The following is a 15,620-nucleotide window of genomic DNA, read 5'->3' on the forward strand; positions in this document are numbered from 1 at the left end:
TCCACCCAAGCCAGTACTTTGCGACAGATGCCCAGCCAAGCTGGTTGTGACGGAACGCCGTGAAGAAGGCCATTCCGATGCAGCCAAGAATAAAATTCACCCATCCCCCTAAGTGGCGTCAGATTTCGGGCTCGTGACAGACCGCTTTAATGTTGCGTCCGTCCGGACCCACGACGAAAGCTGCTAAGAAAAAAGCCTTGCTCGCTTCGTAGCCGCTGACTCCGAATACGACATGGTCAAACATGAGTTCTCCTGAAAGGTGTTCGAGCCGCGACTTCCGTTTGACACCCGCTGCGGGTCGAACGCGAATCTTCCTAATCTGACTCGGGACAGTGCGGAAACTCGATATATGGAGCCGGAACATGGTCGGTAAGCCAAACGCCGTTCTTGGACTGATAGAAAACACACCCGCTGTGCCACATGTCCTCGGCCAAAATCGTAAGGACAACGGGTGGTCCATGACGAGCTCCGACCGCGTTCGCCGTGTCCGCATCTTGCGATAGATGGACATGATGCCTCGCGCCTTTTATCAGCCCCGATTGACGGATCGAGGGCAGGAAGCGCGTCGCTGTGCCGTGATAGAGAACGGCCGGTGGCTGGAGGGGCGCAAGTTCAAGATCTACCTCGACGGAATGCCCTTGGTTTGCCCGAATTTTTTGCCCGGACGAATCGAGCGTGAAGCGTTGCTTCTCGCTATTTCTGACAATAACCAGAATATCGTCGGCAGTTATGTCGTGGCCGCTTGCATTGGCGAGCCGAACAAGCTCCTGCAAGTCTGCCCACCCATTTGCGTCGAGGCTTAGCCCAATCAACGCAGGCTGATGTCTAAGCACCAGGCTAAGGAATTTGCTTTTGGAGACAAGGGCTTTGTCCATGTGCTCTAGCTTCCTCCTCAACGGTCATTGGGCTGCACCGCCCTCAATGATATCGGCTGAAGCGCTCGCCCCATACTGTCTCCTCCCGCGCGACGAAGGAAAATGGCACCATGGCGAGGCCGTTTCACCGCTTCGGGAAGACCAAGTATGTTCAACGCATCTCTGCATTCACGCCGTATCGCTCTAGGCCTGGCCATGGCTCTGGTTTCTGCGCCAATGCTGGCTTCGGATGCGGCGCCGAGCGCTGACATCGTCACCGGGCGCCTGTCGGGTATCCACGATGCCAAGACCGGTTTGAACGAGTTCAAAGGCATTCCCTACGCTGCGCCGCCCATTGGATCGCTGCGCTGGAAGCCACCGCAATCGGTCGTTGCATGGAAGGATGTACGCAAAGCCGACCGTTTCGGCCCGCGATGCATGCAGCGTCCCATCTTCAGCGACATGGTGTTCCGCTCCGACGGCATGAGCGAAGACTGCTTGTATCTCAATGTCTGGACACCCGCAGATGCTCCGAACAAGAAGCTGCCAGTGCTGGTGTATTTCTACGGCGGCGGTTTCATCGGCGGCGATGGATCGGAGCCGCGCTACGACGGTGCCAGCCTGGCGCAGCACGGGATCGTGACGGTTACGGTCAATTACCGGCTGGATGTCTTCGGCTTCCTGGCCTCCCCCGCCCTGGCGGCCGAATCTCCCGAGCATGCTGCCGGTAACTACGGCTTGCTCGACCAACACGCGGCGCTTGAGTGGGTGAAGCGCAACATCGCCGCGTTCGGTGGCGATCCGGATCAGGTCACCATCGGTGGCGAATCCGCCGGCTCCATGTCCGTGTCGGCGCAGATGGCTTCGCCACTCTCCAAGGGGCTGATCCGCCGGGCCATCGGCGAAAGCGGCGCCATGCTCGGCAACCTCAATCCGACACCGCTTGCCCAGACCATGCGTGAAGGCGAGGCCTTCGAACGTCGCGTCGGTGCGCGCTCGCTGGATCAGCTTCGTGCGATGAGTGCACAGGCGCTGCTGGATGCCGCGGGCCAAAAAGACGTGCCCGAGTTCAGACCCACGATCGACGGCTATTTTCTCCCTCGCCCGCCCAAGGACATCTACGAGGCCGGCGAGCAGGCGCATATTCCCTTGCTGCTCGGCGCAAACTCGCAAGAAGGCAGCTACGTCAGCCTGTTCGAGGGTCAGCCGCCGAACCAGGCCAATTATCGCGCGGCCGTGCAGAAGCGTTTTGGCGAACATGCGGCCGAAGCCCTCAAGCTCTATCCGGGCGAGACCGACGCCGACATCAAGACGTCCGGTACGGCGCTCGCGGGCGATGACTTCATCGCCTTCTCAACGTGGCAATGGATGCGCATGCATCGCCAAACCGGTCGCGCGCCGGTGTACTACTACTATTTCACGCAGGCACGTCCGTCCAAGCGCGAAGGTAACGCCGGCCCGGATGCCGGCGCCGTGCACAGCGGCGAGATCGAATACGCGTTGGGCAATCTGTCGGGCAACGCAGTCTATGCCTGGACAACGACCGACCGTCACGTCTCGGAAGTGATGCAGGGCTACTGGGCTCGCTTCATCCAGACGGGCGATCCGAATGGTCCAGGCCTGCCGCACTGGCCAGCGGCAGCGAACAAGGACGGCGGTCTGTTGCGTCAGGTCATCGGCACGGATACGCACACCATGATCGATCGCAATGCAGCGCGTTATCAGTTTCTGATGGGCGTCGAGGGCACTAAAGTTCTGTGAAAATCGTTACGTAAAGTCAGGGCCGGGCGTCCACCAAAGCGAAGGAACGATTCCTTCCATCGCAACCTGCTATCAGGCCGCCCTCACATAGCGCACATGCGTGGCGGTTGATCCCTCAAGAACCCTCTCGATGCGAAATTGCGGCGCGGGCTCGTGCAGGTTCTCGAACAGGCGTCGTCCACCGCCGAACAATACAGGTGCCAGGGCGATTTCCAGTTCGTCGACAGCGCCCAGGTTGAGGTACTGCTGGATCGCCTCCGCGCCACCCGAGATGCGGATGTCACGATCGCCTGCGGATTCCCTAGCCAGCTCCAGCGCACGCTCCGGCCCCTCATTGATGAAGTAAAACGTCGTCCCGCCGGAGCGCTCCCAGGGGTCGCGTTTCTCATGAGTAAGGACGTAAACCGGGGTGTGAAACGGGGCGTCCTCCGGCCAGGAGCTCTCGCCCTGGTCGAACATCCGCTTGCCCATGATGTTGGCGCCGCAACGCTCGTTGGTGCTGCGAAGCAGGTCGTTCACCGGGCCTGTCTCACCTCCGGGTCCGAGCTTGAGGAGGTTCTCGCGAAAGTACTGTTGATTGAGGATCCAGGCCATCATCGCACCCCACTTGGCACCCCAGTTCTTGTACTCGGGCTTGCCCATGGTCATGCCTTCCGGTGCCATGTAGCCATCGAGGCTGAGTCCGATGTTGACGAATACCTTGCTCATGATGCTCCTCCGTATGTTCGAATGTCGGCCTGATGCTGGCATCAGGCGGCTGCGAAGCCATCCGCCTCGAACGAGTTGTCAGGTAGCATAATGACGAATGGGTATCTCCAGAATCGACATCGCCGGCTGAACTTTAGCCCGGCGACGGAGATGTCTTGGAGCCGACGTCAGGAACGGCCGGTGCGGGAGATGGCAGGCGGCCAACCGCAAACATCTGCCAAGTAAGCGATGATCCTCGACCCCATGTCTCGCGGTGACCGCGACACACGGGGTCGAACAGACGATTCAGATCCGGAACGTCACGGATTTTGTTCCGAACGGCGTATAGCCATCATCGAAGAAGTACCAGGCGTCATATCGACCCGATGGCAACGCGCCACCGGTGGCTGCTGACAGCGTCACTGAACCCACGCCGCGTGGCGCGCAGACCCAACGCAGAAGATTGGCTTTCGAGGGAGTCGCCCCTGCCGGAAACACGCCGAGCCAATTCTTGGGACTATGACGCCACGGCGGCGTCGCGTAGTCGAAGCGCAGCGTCTCGTAAGTACTCCCGTGAATGGCGAACGACGGCCGGAACAGTCGATCATTGCCGATGGCCGGGTCGGTCATCGGCTCGCGAAGCCGATGCTGGACGCAACCGGCCACTCGCCTGAAGTAGGCGGCATCGCCAGCCACTCGAATACTGGCGTCGTACCAACCCGCACTGCCCTGCCATTCGATCGTTCGCTCGCTTCCGGCATCTACCCGAATCTGGAGCGGTTCGTTCTCGTAGTACGCGTTGTCGGTCAACTGAAAAATACACGCGCTCAAGCTTGCCCGGTTGTCCAGCTTGATAAGCAGATTGCCGCGCAACGCATGCTGCGAAGTGATGACTTCAGGGGCCTGGCCCGATTGCACCATCCCATTCACATCGCCGCGGAACTCGCGCACGAAGCCGTTGGGGCCGAATACGGACCAGTCGTAGACACCCTTGTCGCCAACCGACATGGGAGGCTTGGTCAGCAGTGATTTACCCGCTTCGACGGTGTAGTGATAAGGCTCCTGGGTGCTCGACATCGGGTCACGATATGCGATGAAGGCGACGCCGGTCGTTCCTGTGTTGGTGAAGCGAACCGAAAGGTGATCTAAGTCGACCTGAGCGGCGGCGGAAAAGGCATAGCCCAGACGACACGCCGACCGCATCTTTGGAGCCTGCAGCGGAAACGCCTGCGGGTTGGGCACGGCAGCCTGGGCGGTACCGTTCTTGAACGTCGTGCTTGTGTCGATCGGCCGCAGTTGGCTCGGCCTGAAATCAAGGGCCTCGGTAAGGTCGCCGCAGACCGACCGGCGCCAGTCCGAGATAGCCTGGCATTGCGTGCTTCCGCGTGCCGCGCTTTCGGTCCCGAGCGCCTTGGCGATCGACCATTGCTCCAGAAACTGCAGCACGGACGTGTGATCGCACAGCTGCGAGTAGACCTTTCCGCCTGCGGTCCACGGAGAGATGATCAGCATGGGCACTCGCGGCCCCAGCCCGACGGGAACCGACGCATAGTTTTCCGCTGAGCCAGCATCGGCCAAGGTCATTTCGCCGTAATGGGGACTGATGGCGGGAATCGGCGGAGGAACATGGTCGAAGTAACCGTCGTTCTCGTCGTACATAAGCATGAAGACGGTCTTGCGGAAAACCTCCGGATGATCGTTTACCAGGACGCTGAGCAACCGGGCGGTGAACGACTCACCATCTCCGGGCGAGGAGCTTGGATGCTCGCAAAACTGCGCCGGCGCCACGATCCATGAAACGCGTGGCAGTCCGGATTTCACCGTGCCCAACGCGGGGTTATCGGGCTCCATACCGGCTGCAACGTCCTTGGCAAACTCGGCGATGATGGCATCACCGGTCTTTGCCGCATTGGCGGCGAATACACGCCCACGCTGATACAGCGACTGAAAATAGGGATCTTCGGATTGATTGATCGGCTTGCCGCTGTTGTCGATCCGGAAATTTTTGAAGTACTGAAGGTAGTTGTCACCGTAGTTGTCGTACTCCTGGTAGACCTTCCAGGTGATGCGATTGTCCGTCAAGGTTTCTGCGTAGGTCTTCCAATCCGCGATGCCGGCGTTGACGGCCGCGTCTCTTGCCTGGGGCGTCTGCCCATACATGGCGGGCGTGATGTCCGTGTTGATATCGCACTGAATATCGGAGACGTAACCGCAGCTACCGTAGTTGTCCGGGAAATTCATGGGCGGTGGAACCGTTCCCGACCATAGACAGAATCGGTTGGGGTCCGTCGCTGCGAAGATGGAACAGTGGTAGGCATCGCAGACGGTGAAGGCATTGGCGAGCTGGTAATAGAACGGCAGGTCTTCGGCGTTGAGGCAGCCCATCGATTGCCTGCTCTTCAAAGGCACCCAGGTATCCCAGTTGCGCCACGTATCTTGCGAAGCCTTCCAGCTATGGTCCAGATCCGTCATGTACTGGTACTGCACATTGCCTGGCTGGTTGAGCCTGAAAGGCAGCACGTAATGGGCGGACTGCGCCGCGCGATCGGTGTCGTACCAGCCGGAGGGCGACGTCCAGCTGGCATAGGGCACGTGCGCGCTGAAACCTCTTGAGCCGGGATTCAAGCCTTCCGGTTGATACCAGACATAGTTTCCACTGGGCATCGGCACAGGCCGTGGGTCGCCGTAACCACGAACACCGGGAAGCATGCCGAAGTAGTGGTCGAACGACCTGTTTTCCTGCATGAAGATGATGACGTGTTCAACGTCCGCCAGGCTTGGATTGCCGGTGGGATTGTGTGGCTCGATGGCCAGCGCCTTTTCGATGAGGCCCGGCCACGCCGATAGCGCAGCCAACCCGCCCGCCGTTCCTGCAGTCATTTTCAAGAAGCGTCGGCGCTTGAGGTCGTCAATCTCGCTCATGAGGTCTTCCGGGTGGTTAACAGATGTTGTTGATCTGCAAGTTCACTCCGAATTTGTTGCACGCGGACTTCAACGAGGCGCCATCACCTCGCCGCAGTTCACAATTTGCGAGATTGGCCAGCGCTTATGCATCAGGCTGCGCTACTGCCTTGCGAGATGTCTTCGACGACATCGAAGTCTTCCACCATCGAACCTGTCGCCACAGCCATCCCGATGAGGTCAGCCACGAGCCTTCGAAATGCCTCTTCGTGAGGCCGGCAAGTGTCTTATTATTCGGTGCAGCCCACGTTGAAGGAATAAACCATGTTTTCCGGCTTGAGTGCCTTTCCACTGACTCCCTTGAACGAAACGGGCATCGACGAGACCACGTTTGTCCACCTGATCGAGCGCCTCGCCAGCTCTGGGGTCGATTCCATCGGCGCCCTGGGCTCGACGGGCAGCTATGCCTATCTCACGCGACAAGAGCGGCTGCGCGTCGCGCAACTTGCCGTCCAGCACGCGGGAGATGTTCCTGTGATCGTCGGCATCGGCGCGCTGCGCACGCGTGACGTACTGGAACTGGCACAGGATGCACAGAAGGTGGGCGTGCGCGGCGTGCTGCTGGCCCCCATGTCCTATCAAAAGTTATCCGAGGATGAAGTCTTCGGCCTTTTTGACGCCGTGACGCGTTCTCTGTCCGTGCCACTATGCGTATACGACAACCCGACTACCACGCATTTCGAATTCAGCGATGAATTGCATGGCAGGATCGCGCAGCTCCCCCATGTCGCCTCGATCAAGATTCCAGGCGTACCCGCCGACCTCGACGCAGCACGCTCGCGCGTTGAACGGTTGCGCGCCCTGATCCCCGCGCATGTGACGATCGGCGTCAGCGGCGACGCATTCGCTGCCACCGGCCTGAACGCGGGATGTGACGCCTGGTATTCGGTGATCGGAGGTCTGTTCCCGCAGATCGCCCTGGCGATTACGCGCAGCGCCCAAGCAGGGAACGTGCAGGAAGCCGAACGACTGTCCCAGCGGCTCGCGCCTCTGTGGGCGCTGTTCCTTCAATACGGTGGCTTGCGCGTTATCGCTACAGCCGCCGAACTTCGCGGGCTGGCTGCCAGCAGCCTGCCCTTGCCGGTCAAACCGCTCCAGGGGGATGTGAAGCAACGCCTCCACGCCATTCTCGATGAACTGGAGCTGGCCTGAGACGGCTGTAAAACATGTCGTCGCTCACGCGATGACGATGCCCGGCGGCAGTGCCATCGCTACTGTGGCCGGCTATGACCTCCCCTTTGGAATGATCCCACCATGTCTGTGTCTTATACCCATCGCCTCGCGATCGCCACTTCCATAGCCGAGCCTGGCATCCACCCGGATGACAAGCACCTCGTCGCGTCACTGAAAGGTTTCGGCGTCCAGACGATGGCTTGCATCTGGAATGATCCAGCCGTGGATTGGACCGCATTCGACGCTGTGCTGATACGTTCGATCTGGGACTACTTCAAGCATTACGCCAGCTTCAAGCAATGGCTGGCTCAGCTGCCCGTGCCGACGATCAACAACAAGGAGCTGCTGCTCTGGAATAGCGATAAACGTTACCTGATCGAGTTGGAAAAACACGGGGTTCCGATTATTCCCACACAAGTCGTGTCGGCATCGCAGTTGCAGAACACCTTGGCGGCCATGCCTGCTCGTGAAGTGGTGATCAAGCCAACAGTAAGCGGTACGGCATGGCACACGGTGCGCGGCGTGGCCGGCGAGACGGAGTTTGATCAGGCTGTCGCGCGGCTTCCGTTAGAGCTCGATTACCTGGTGCAGCCCTACCTGCCAGAAGTCGCCAGCGATGGGGAATGGTCCTTGCTGTTTTTCGGTGGGGAATACAGTCACGCCGTCATCAAGCGACCCAAGGCTGGCGATTATCGTGTACAGAGCGATTACGGCGGTGTCGCCCAGGCAGCCGAACCCAGTGCGAGCCTTCTTGCCAGCGCGGCTCGTGTTCTGGAGGCCGCGGCGGCGATCGGCCACGCTGACGGAGCCTATGCACGGATAGACGGGATTGTCTCTGAAGGACGTTTCTTGCTGATGGAGCTGGAAATGATCGAGCCCTTCCTGCATCTCGGACACAGAGCGGACGCGTCAGAACGCTTTGCTGCCCATTTGTTCAAGCGATTGTCGGGCTCGGCAAGCCATGCCGGTCACGCGGTCTGGCAGGCCCCTTAGGGGCCTGCCCTTCCCTATTTTATTCAGCAGCGAAAACGCCGCCGAGGCGCACGCAATCTGTGGGATTACTTTTGTTCGGCCCCAAGCTTCTCGCTCACGCCACCGTTGAAAGGCGTGGGGTCGCTGGTGACAAGGCAGTTGTAATCCTTGCCCTCATTGAGAACCAGTACTGACGACTTGGCTCCCTTGAAGTCGAGTCCAATAGAAAACAGCACGTAGTTGTTCGGCAATGCCGGCGGGCGAAATGCGCCGAAAGCATACTGACCCGCGATACCAAGCGGCGACAGCTTGATGGAGAGCTGAATGGGTTTCGTGGCCTGCGGAGACGGCAATGACGATGTTGCTGTCATGAGCATCGTCTGTGCATCGATGGAGTACTGCGTCGTGACGGTAACGCCAAGATACCGAGAGCCCGGCGCCGATACCTGTTTGCGGCAGGCAGCATTGTCTTCCGGTTTGTTGTCGGGCTGACCTGTCTGCAAGGTTGCAAAGACATGGGTCAGCCGGGCCGATGCTTTTCCTTGCACGGGTGCCGCCAAAGTGGCGGCGCTATAAGACAAGGCGGCGAACGAGGACACGCCGCACGCTAGAAAATAAGCCAGACGATTAACGCGCATATTGACTCCTCCATTATTGATTGAGATACATCTAAGGCACTCAACGAGCGCTATTCGTGAGAACGCATGGGCCATCATGCAAAAAGAGTGCAGCATTTGTCGGCAGCCAAACTGTCGTCTGACTAGTCGAAAAAGTGCAATCAGACTCGCTGAAGCGAGGCCTTGGAGTTAAATAAATCTATCGCCACGCCAAAGCACGCCGAAAGCTCAAGCGGCTGATACTTCTTGTGCGGCACAAACCCCTTTCCGGCCGAGCAGGCCTAATATCTGAATTCCCCGATAGCTATATGAAGCTATCACGCATTTGTGTAGAAATGGCGTGAATATGGGTATGATTACCCTACCTAATGGGGATCGAATGGCTACCAGAGGCTGGAATGCCTCCGGACGAGCAAAATATTGGGGTTTCCATCTATTCGTGTACAAGGCCGGCTCGGTTTACAGCCATCCGAGGGAGCTTGTGATGTCAAACGCCATCAAGGATGGAAAGTATGCCGCGTTTGCGCAGCCATTTTGTCTGATATATCAAACGATATAAGAAGTTTTCCTAGGTTATTGAGAGCCGGGGCTTATGCGCCACTTTCCCCGGCCTTTGGTATCACTTCAAAGCCAGAAAAGGAGCATTCCGCGATGACAACGTCGGCTTCAACCGAACACTCGGCAGTTCAGCCCAGGCTGACTGCCGATCAGGCCCTGCAACGATTGATTGACCTGTTGCGTGACAGCAAAAGCATTAATGATTTCACCCCCGAATTCATTGGCAAGGGCATGGGCGTCGACATCAAGGTCGTTGATGCCGATACCTATGGCTTCGGCGAAAAACTCGATGCCGACTGGGGTTGGGGCATCCAGCGCCAGAACGTAGCCTCGCTCGGGCCGCGCGTGGACTTCGGTTTTAGCGCCAAGCCCGGCACCGAGCCGGCGGCTACCGCGATCTGCGGGATCGACGCGGCTAGATTCGGCTCGGAGCTGGAATCCATAGGCTTTACACGCACGCCTGCTTATGCCGCACGTGGCCGCATCGCGCATTTTAACTTCGACCGCGACAGTCTCCATGTGGAGGTTCTTCCGCAAGCCGAGTTTCCGCAAAACAGAAGCGACGGCGAAAACCGCGCTTGCGTGAAAACGGTTCTCATCCGCTGACTGCTAAGGAGAGCGACATGCCTTTACATGAAGATGCTCAAAGACTTGTTGATGAGTTTGGCCGTCAGCCCGGGGTTAGCGCGACCCAGCTGCAGAACCTGCAACAGGCCATCAATGCCTCGCCCGCATTAATCGACGAAATCAATCAGGCGGTTGCCGGCGGTCATCTCACGCATATCATGCCGGAGACCGATCCGCATATGGGCGGCTCGTTCAACCCGGACAACAAGACGATGAACTTACAGCTTGGCAGCCTGACCCCGGCTGCGGGGCGACCGTTCGAGTCCGGCGAAGTCACGTTCGTGCTCGGCCATGAGTTGCAACATAGTCTCAACGGGCCAACTATCGAACCGGCGGAAGCGAAATTCAGTCGCGACGTGGAGGCCATCGCCAGGTCGCCTGGACCCAATCATGACTACACCGCAGCGGTTCAGGAGGTTGTCGCAGCCAATCGCCGTGATGAAGCCGGCGCGGAAATTTCCGGCTGGAATGCCATCGCCAGCGCAGCTCGCCAAGATGCCACTGCGCAGGGCAAGCCATTGACATTGGAGGCAATCTATAACCGCAGCCCCGAGCGTATGCAAGACTTTATTGACGTCGATCGCACCCAGGTCCCGAACACCTATGCGATCAAACCCAACCTTGCGTTGCGGCCCGATATGAGCATGGAAATGTCGGCGCACAACATCGAGGGCATGGGCAAGAACTTCTTCGATCAACCCAGGCCGCACCCCTTTGGCCTGGGCCAGGGCGGCAATGCGGACTACCAGAATTATTACGGCGCCGTTGCCCTGGGCGAGGCAGCGCAAAACGAACGATTCCACAATCCGCCGCAGGCGGGCGTAGCGCAACCCATCATGCAAGTAAACATGCATACGTTGCGAATGAACCCGCAGACTGTGCAAGACGTCGGCATGTACTTGGGCAATGACCACACACCGGTTCCGTATCAGGACACCGGCACGCAGCCGCCGACAGCACGCCAGTTCACGCACACGACCGCCGATCAGGCGCTTTCACCGCTGACTCGCAGCACTGCTGCCGCCGATCCGCAACTCAATGAGCCGACCCATCCCAACAACGCATTGTTCAACCGGGCTCGGGATGCGGTGTATCACATGGACGCGCAGGAGCATCGCGCATCGGACCGTCTCAGCGATAACCTGGCTGGCGCGATCACGGTGGAGGCGGCAAAGAAAGGCATGACGGATGTGCACAGCGTGCATCTGAGCGACGACAAGTCCAAGGTCTACGCGGTGCAGGGTGACCCGAATTCGCCGCTCAAGCAGATGGCGGAAGTAAGCACCGTACAAGCGGTCAACACGTCGATCGCGCAGAGCACGAATGCGATCAATCAGGTCACACAGCAACATGCTGCACAAGGCCAGTCGCCATCGCAACAACAGAACCAGCAGGCGACGCAGCCCGAAGCGCAGCAGGCTTCGGGCGGTATGCATCATTGATGGTGGCCGGCACGACTGGCTGATCTGTCCAGTCGTGCCGAGCCTTGCTATTGCAGAGTTGGAGAGGTGTCAAGCGAAAATTAAACCTTGATCGCGGTAAATCCTGACGATTGCACCCAACAGTTTCAACCCATCCAATAAGGGGGAATGGATATGAAGACTGTAATGCGTGGTTTCTTTGGAGTAACGATTGCTGTATTGGTTCTCGGCGGATGTGCAACGACCGCGAAATGGCCTTGGATGGTTAAAAGCGGCAACAATGCGTCGCCTTGCGCTTCCGGGACATGCACACCCGCAGATGCCGTCTCCGCTCTCTCTGCTGCAAGTGCATTCTGTAGGCAAGTCCAGAATTATTACGAAGCTAGTGGCACCATAACGAGCAGGTGGAAATTAGCGACAGCGATCACAGGGACATTGGCCGGCGCGGTAGCTGCTCCCATCGCAAAAGGTTCTGGCAAGAACGCGTGGGCGGGATTATCAGGTTCGGCCAATGGTCTACAGCAAGAAATGGAGGACGCGTTCTCGTCCGTTCTCAACGCAAAACGCCGAGCTGCTGTTACGAAAGTCTATCTGGATACCATCAGCTCGTACGATGCGAACAATGCCCCGGATATAAATGTAGCCGTTTCCGTGAGCATGGCGGCTAAATGCGCCATGGCACCCGCGCAGGTAGATGCAGATGGGCTCGCTCAGTTGATGAAACCGAGCGACTCCTCTAACGGCACCGAACAGAACATCAAGACCTCCACACCTCAGCAGCAACCTGCTGCCTCCAGGCCCACAACCGAGAAGGTGCCAGGTGCGGGGGTTGCGGTGCCCAGTTCATCTACTGCTCCCAAACCCCCCGCTACGGACGTGCAACTGATCGCTCCGCCACCCGTGCCGTCCGTTAAATAGTCGAGCAGCGGCTGCCCGCCAGCGCCCTCTGATTAACTGGCATTTACGAGTTCTATCGATCTCCCTGCCCGCCGACTACTTGAACCTCGCAAGCCATTGCAACAAGGCTTGCGAGAGTTCCGTTCGCTTGTCGGAATACGCATGGTCGGTTGCCAGATGAAGCGTCGTCACCCGCGCATCGCCGGCCTGGCGAAGCGCGGCGGCGAAGGCGTCGTCGACAGGTGCCAGTCCATCGTCCGAGGTCATGACGAATACCGGTCGATCCTTGATCGATCCAGCCTTTGAGCGAAATGCCCAGGCGGAAGCATGGTCCGACAGTTCCTGCGCCAAACCATCCGGCGTGCATCCGCTGAGCGGCGCCATGCCTTCATTGGCCAGCAGCGCACTCATTTTCTTTATCCCGGCTGCCTGCGAGTCCTGCGTCTGCATCTGGCTCAACATCCCGGCCATATCGGCTCCAGAGATCATCGCGATGCCTTTGATGGCAGGGTCGGCGGACGCGGCCTGGACGGCCATGAATCCACCCATGCTGTGACCTACCAGCACGATCCTGGAAGGATCCAATCGCAGCCGCTTGGCGTTTTCGGGCTTGCGCAGATAGGCGATGACCGCCGCCACGTCATCGATACCGTGCGAGAAGGAGAAATCCCCGGATGAACCCCATGACCCGCGATAGTTGAAATAGAGAACGTCCCACCCTGCCCGCCGCATATCCTGCGCAAGATCCAGGTTTCGCTCGTTTCCCGGAAAGCCGTGCAACAAAATCACGGTCGGATGTGGCCCGACACCCGCCGCCACATAGACCAGCGCATTCATCGGCGATCCATTGCTGGGAATCTGCATGGTCTCCATCGATGCCTTTGTCTCGCCTTGCAGCCTCGCTGCCGGCTCGACCTTGGATGGCGTGTCGTCAACCATGGCACCGTCATGGGCATGAGCGGTAGAGAACGCTATGCACAGCAACAGATATGCCGCGAACCATGCGGACTTCACGCAGACATTCATCTTGTCTCCTGGAGTGAGATGCTCAGAACCGATAAAGCGGCCAGACCGAACTCTAGGGGGAAAGCACCTTGTCGGGGAAGTCGTTCCGTGTCCTGTGCAAAAAGAGTGGCGATCGACGCCCTGGCTGACGTCCTTAGTGAAATAGTGAAAAGGGACGCAATTTCAGAAATTGATAAATCAAGCTATTTTCTTAAATTACAATAGTGTATATCGCGAATATGCTGTCATTAGTGCAGGGAATATGTCGTATGACATGTAGCGGCGCTTCGACGCCAGCCTGACATTGCATGCTGGACATTTAGGTAAATGTGGGGATGGGCCTGGGGAATGACCGTGCTTCGGTCATAGGCATTCAAGCCTTTGCAGCCTGAGAATTTGGACGAAAACAGCTGGCTGCCGATGTCGCTATTTCACATGGTTGAAGTAGGGAAGCTATGGCCAGCAGCAACGACTCAGATGCGGAACATCTCGATCGGCACGTAGCTGCCATGCGTCGTTTGGGCGAGTTGCCCGGCGTCGTACAGGTCGGTTTTGGCCTGAAAGAAGCCCGTGGGGAAGTTTTACCCGTATGGGCGTATCGGGTTTACGTGCGCCGGAAGCGGCCTCGCGACGAATTATCCAGCGAGGAAATAATCCCCGCGGAAATCGACGGCATAAAGACCGACGTGCATGTGTATACACATGTCCAGCATCACACCAAGACGCCCTCTATCGCCCCAGGCGACGAAATCCAGCGCTGGCTACCCAATAACCCGCAAGATGCCGGAACGCTGGGACTGATTGTTCGCAAGGGCGGCGCCCGCCACATCCTTACGTGTCACCACGTACTCATCGACAGCTCGTTGCTGCTCAGCGGCAACGCGGATGTCTACGATCCGCATCGCAAGAGCTGCGCCGGTATCCAATGCAACAACCCTGTAGCGGCGATCATTCCCAACCAGGGCATGCGCCAGAACTACACCTACGCAGCGGACAGCAAAATTTACTGGGTCGATGCCACGATCGCCACGGTCAATGCGGGGATCGACTCAAATAACGCCATCCCAGGCATTGGAGCGCTCGATCAGGGGATTCGCGATCTCTCTACCGAGCCCCTGAGTGGCAGTGCGCCAACGAGTATCGTCACGGTGCAAAAAGTGGGGCGAAGCACCGGCTTCACTCAGGGTGTGGTGGTTCAATTGTTCTCAGTCATATCGGGCGATACGGTATGGGATATCCGCATCAAACCCTCGCCGGGCTATGCCTATAGCGCGAACTTCGAGCTTGCCGCGGGGGTCGACCCGACTCTCATTATCGATGTGTACAACAGCGATACCAATTTGGGCGTTACCGCAACGCTGGATACCTCATCGGGAAAGAACGTCATCAGGCTGAGCGGTCATGTGTTCTCGCTTCCTGGCGACTCCGGCGCGATCGTGGTGGACAACCAGCGAAAAATCGTCGGCCTGCTGCACGCCGGCTCGGTGGTACCCGACGTAAACGTGATGCAGGATGGGAGCATTCAGACTGTCCCCCTGGAAACAGGCAATACCTACGCGGCTTTTATCAACCCTTGCCTGGTTGCCATGGGCATGGACCTGGCAACGGCAGTGGTGCAGCCCGGCTCGCCCTCGGCGGGCGCGGTCGTGGAAGGCGAACTGCCGCTCGCCGCGCGCGAGCGCGATTGGCATGCAACGCCGCAACGTATCCTTGGCGAAGTGGAGCGACTGGCGGAGCGCTCGCAGACCGGTCGGCGCATGCTTGGCTTGGTGCAGCAGCACTATCCGCAGATCGCGCGCCTCGTGCACCACCGCCGACGAGTGAAGGTGACGTGGCATCGCAATCGCGGCCCTGCCTTCGCCAACCGGCTGTTGCATGCGCTTGGCGAGCAACAGGGCACGTTTCCCGAGGAGATCGGCGATGTGCATCTGTGCGATGCGCTCGAGCGCTTTCGCGCCGTCCTGATGATCGAGGGCGACGACGCGCTTCGCGCATCGCTGGAACGGGATGGCGACCTGATCGTCGACCTGGCCAGGAAGGCAAGAAGCCTGCCCGAGCTCCTCAAACTTATCGAGGGGGAGCCGTAG

At 58.7% G+C, this 15,620-nt stretch carries 13 protein-coding genes; 7 read left to right on the forward strand and 6 right to left on the reverse strand.

Going from position 1 to position 15,620, the window contains the following annotated elements; translation table 11 throughout:
• Positions 1 to 118: 118 nt before the first annotated feature.
• Complete coding sequence (locus tag QMG46_RS15945) at positions 119 to 244, reverse strand: hypothetical protein (protein WP_281848826.1); 126 nt, start codon at positions 242 to 244, stop codon at positions 119 to 121.
• Between the two features lie 70 nt (positions 245 to 314).
• Positions 315 to 875 carry an RNA 2'-phosphotransferase gene (locus QMG46_RS15950; protein ID WP_281848827.1) on the reverse strand — a complete coding sequence of 187 codons (561 nt, stop codon included), beginning with the start codon at positions 873 to 875 and terminating at the stop codon, positions 315 to 317.
• 147 nt (positions 876 to 1,022) lie between these two features.
• On the opposite strand from QMG46_RS15950, the gene QMG46_RS15955 reads away from it, so the two are divergent.
• Entirely contained in the window at positions 1,023 to 2,615 is a 1,593-nt protein-coding gene (locus tag QMG46_RS15955) for a carboxylesterase/lipase family protein (protein WP_281848828.1), read from the forward strand.
• Between the two features lie 72 nt (positions 2,616 to 2,687).
• On the opposite strand, the gene QMG46_RS15960 is transcribed toward QMG46_RS15955, so the two are convergent.
• Together QMG46_RS15960 and QMG46_RS15965 are read right to left on the reverse strand one after the other, a co-directional pair.
• Positions 2,688 to 3,323, reverse strand: coding sequence for a dihydrofolate reductase family protein (locus tag QMG46_RS15960; RefSeq protein ID WP_281848829.1), 636 nt, complete (start codon positions 3,321 to 3,323; stop codon positions 2,688 to 2,690).
• A 285-nt stretch (positions 3,324 to 3,608) separates the two neighbouring features.
• Positions 3,609 to 6,224, reverse strand: a complete 2,616-nt coding sequence (locus tag QMG46_RS15965; protein ID WP_281848830.1) for a phosphocholine-specific phospholipase C — start codon at positions 6,222 to 6,224, stop codon at positions 3,609 to 3,611.
• A 303-nt stretch (positions 6,225 to 6,527) separates the two neighbouring features.
• Between QMG46_RS15965 and QMG46_RS15970 the strand changes: the two genes are divergently transcribed.
• Together QMG46_RS15970 and QMG46_RS15975 are read left to right on the forward strand one after the other, a co-directional pair.
• The gene (locus QMG46_RS15970; RefSeq protein WP_281848831.1) at positions 6,528 to 7,415 is read left to right on the forward strand and encodes a dihydrodipicolinate synthase family protein; all 888 of its coding nucleotides are present in this window, start codon (positions 6,528 to 6,530) and stop codon (positions 7,413 to 7,415) included.
• Between the two features lie 102 nt (positions 7,416 to 7,517).
• Positions 7,518 to 8,429 (forward strand): ATP-grasp domain-containing protein, encoded by a 912-nt coding sequence (locus QMG46_RS15975; protein WP_281848833.1) that lies wholly within the window; start codon positions 7,518 to 7,520, stop codon positions 8,427 to 8,429.
• A gap of 65 nt (positions 8,430 to 8,494) precedes the next feature.
• On the opposite strand, the gene QMG46_RS15980 is transcribed toward QMG46_RS15975, so the two are convergent.
• The gene (locus QMG46_RS15980) at positions 8,495 to 9,007 is read right to left on the reverse strand and encodes a hypothetical protein (protein ID WP_281848834.1); all 513 of its coding nucleotides are present in this window, start codon (positions 9,005 to 9,007) and stop codon (positions 8,495 to 8,497) included.
• 669 nt (positions 9,008 to 9,676) lie between these two features.
• Here QMG46_RS15980 and QMG46_RS15985 point away from each other — a divergent pair.
• The 3 genes from QMG46_RS15985 to QMG46_RS15995 all read left to right on the forward strand — a co-directional run bounded on the left by QMG46_RS15985 (position 9,677) and on the right by QMG46_RS15995 (position 12,549).
• A complete protein-coding gene (locus tag QMG46_RS15985; protein ID WP_281848835.1) occupies positions 9,677 to 10,189 on the forward strand; it encodes a hypothetical protein in 513 nt (170 codons plus the stop codon).
• 17 nt (positions 10,190 to 10,206) lie between these two features.
• A complete protein-coding gene (locus QMG46_RS15990) occupies positions 10,207 to 11,652 on the forward strand; it encodes an XVIPCD domain-containing protein (RefSeq protein ID WP_281848836.1) in 1,446 nt (481 codons plus the stop codon).
• 153 nt (positions 11,653 to 11,805) lie between these two features.
• Positions 11,806 to 12,549 carry a hypothetical protein gene (locus QMG46_RS15995; protein ID WP_281848837.1) on the forward strand — a complete coding sequence of 248 codons (744 nt, stop codon included), beginning with the start codon at positions 11,806 to 11,808 and terminating at the stop codon, positions 12,547 to 12,549.
• 75 nt (positions 12,550 to 12,624) lie between these two features.
• Here QMG46_RS15995 and QMG46_RS16000 read toward each other — a convergent pair whose 3' ends face one another.
• Positions 12,625 to 13,365 carry an alpha/beta hydrolase family protein gene (locus tag QMG46_RS16000; protein ID WP_281848838.1) on the reverse strand — a complete coding sequence of 247 codons (741 nt, stop codon included), beginning with the start codon at positions 13,363 to 13,365 and terminating at the stop codon, positions 12,625 to 12,627.
• 677 nt (positions 13,366 to 14,042) lie between these two features.
• Between QMG46_RS16000 and QMG46_RS16005 the strand changes: the two genes are divergently transcribed.
• Positions 14,043 to 15,620 carry a hypothetical protein gene (locus QMG46_RS16005; RefSeq protein ID WP_281848839.1) on the forward strand — a complete coding sequence of 526 codons (1,578 nt, stop codon included), beginning with the start codon at positions 14,043 to 14,045 and terminating at the stop codon, positions 15,618 to 15,620.

Origin of the sequence: Dyella sp. GSA-30 (assembly GCF_027924605.1) — a bacterium.
Classification (GTDB): domain Bacteria; phylum Pseudomonadota; class Gammaproteobacteria; order Xanthomonadales; family Rhodanobacteraceae; genus GSA-30.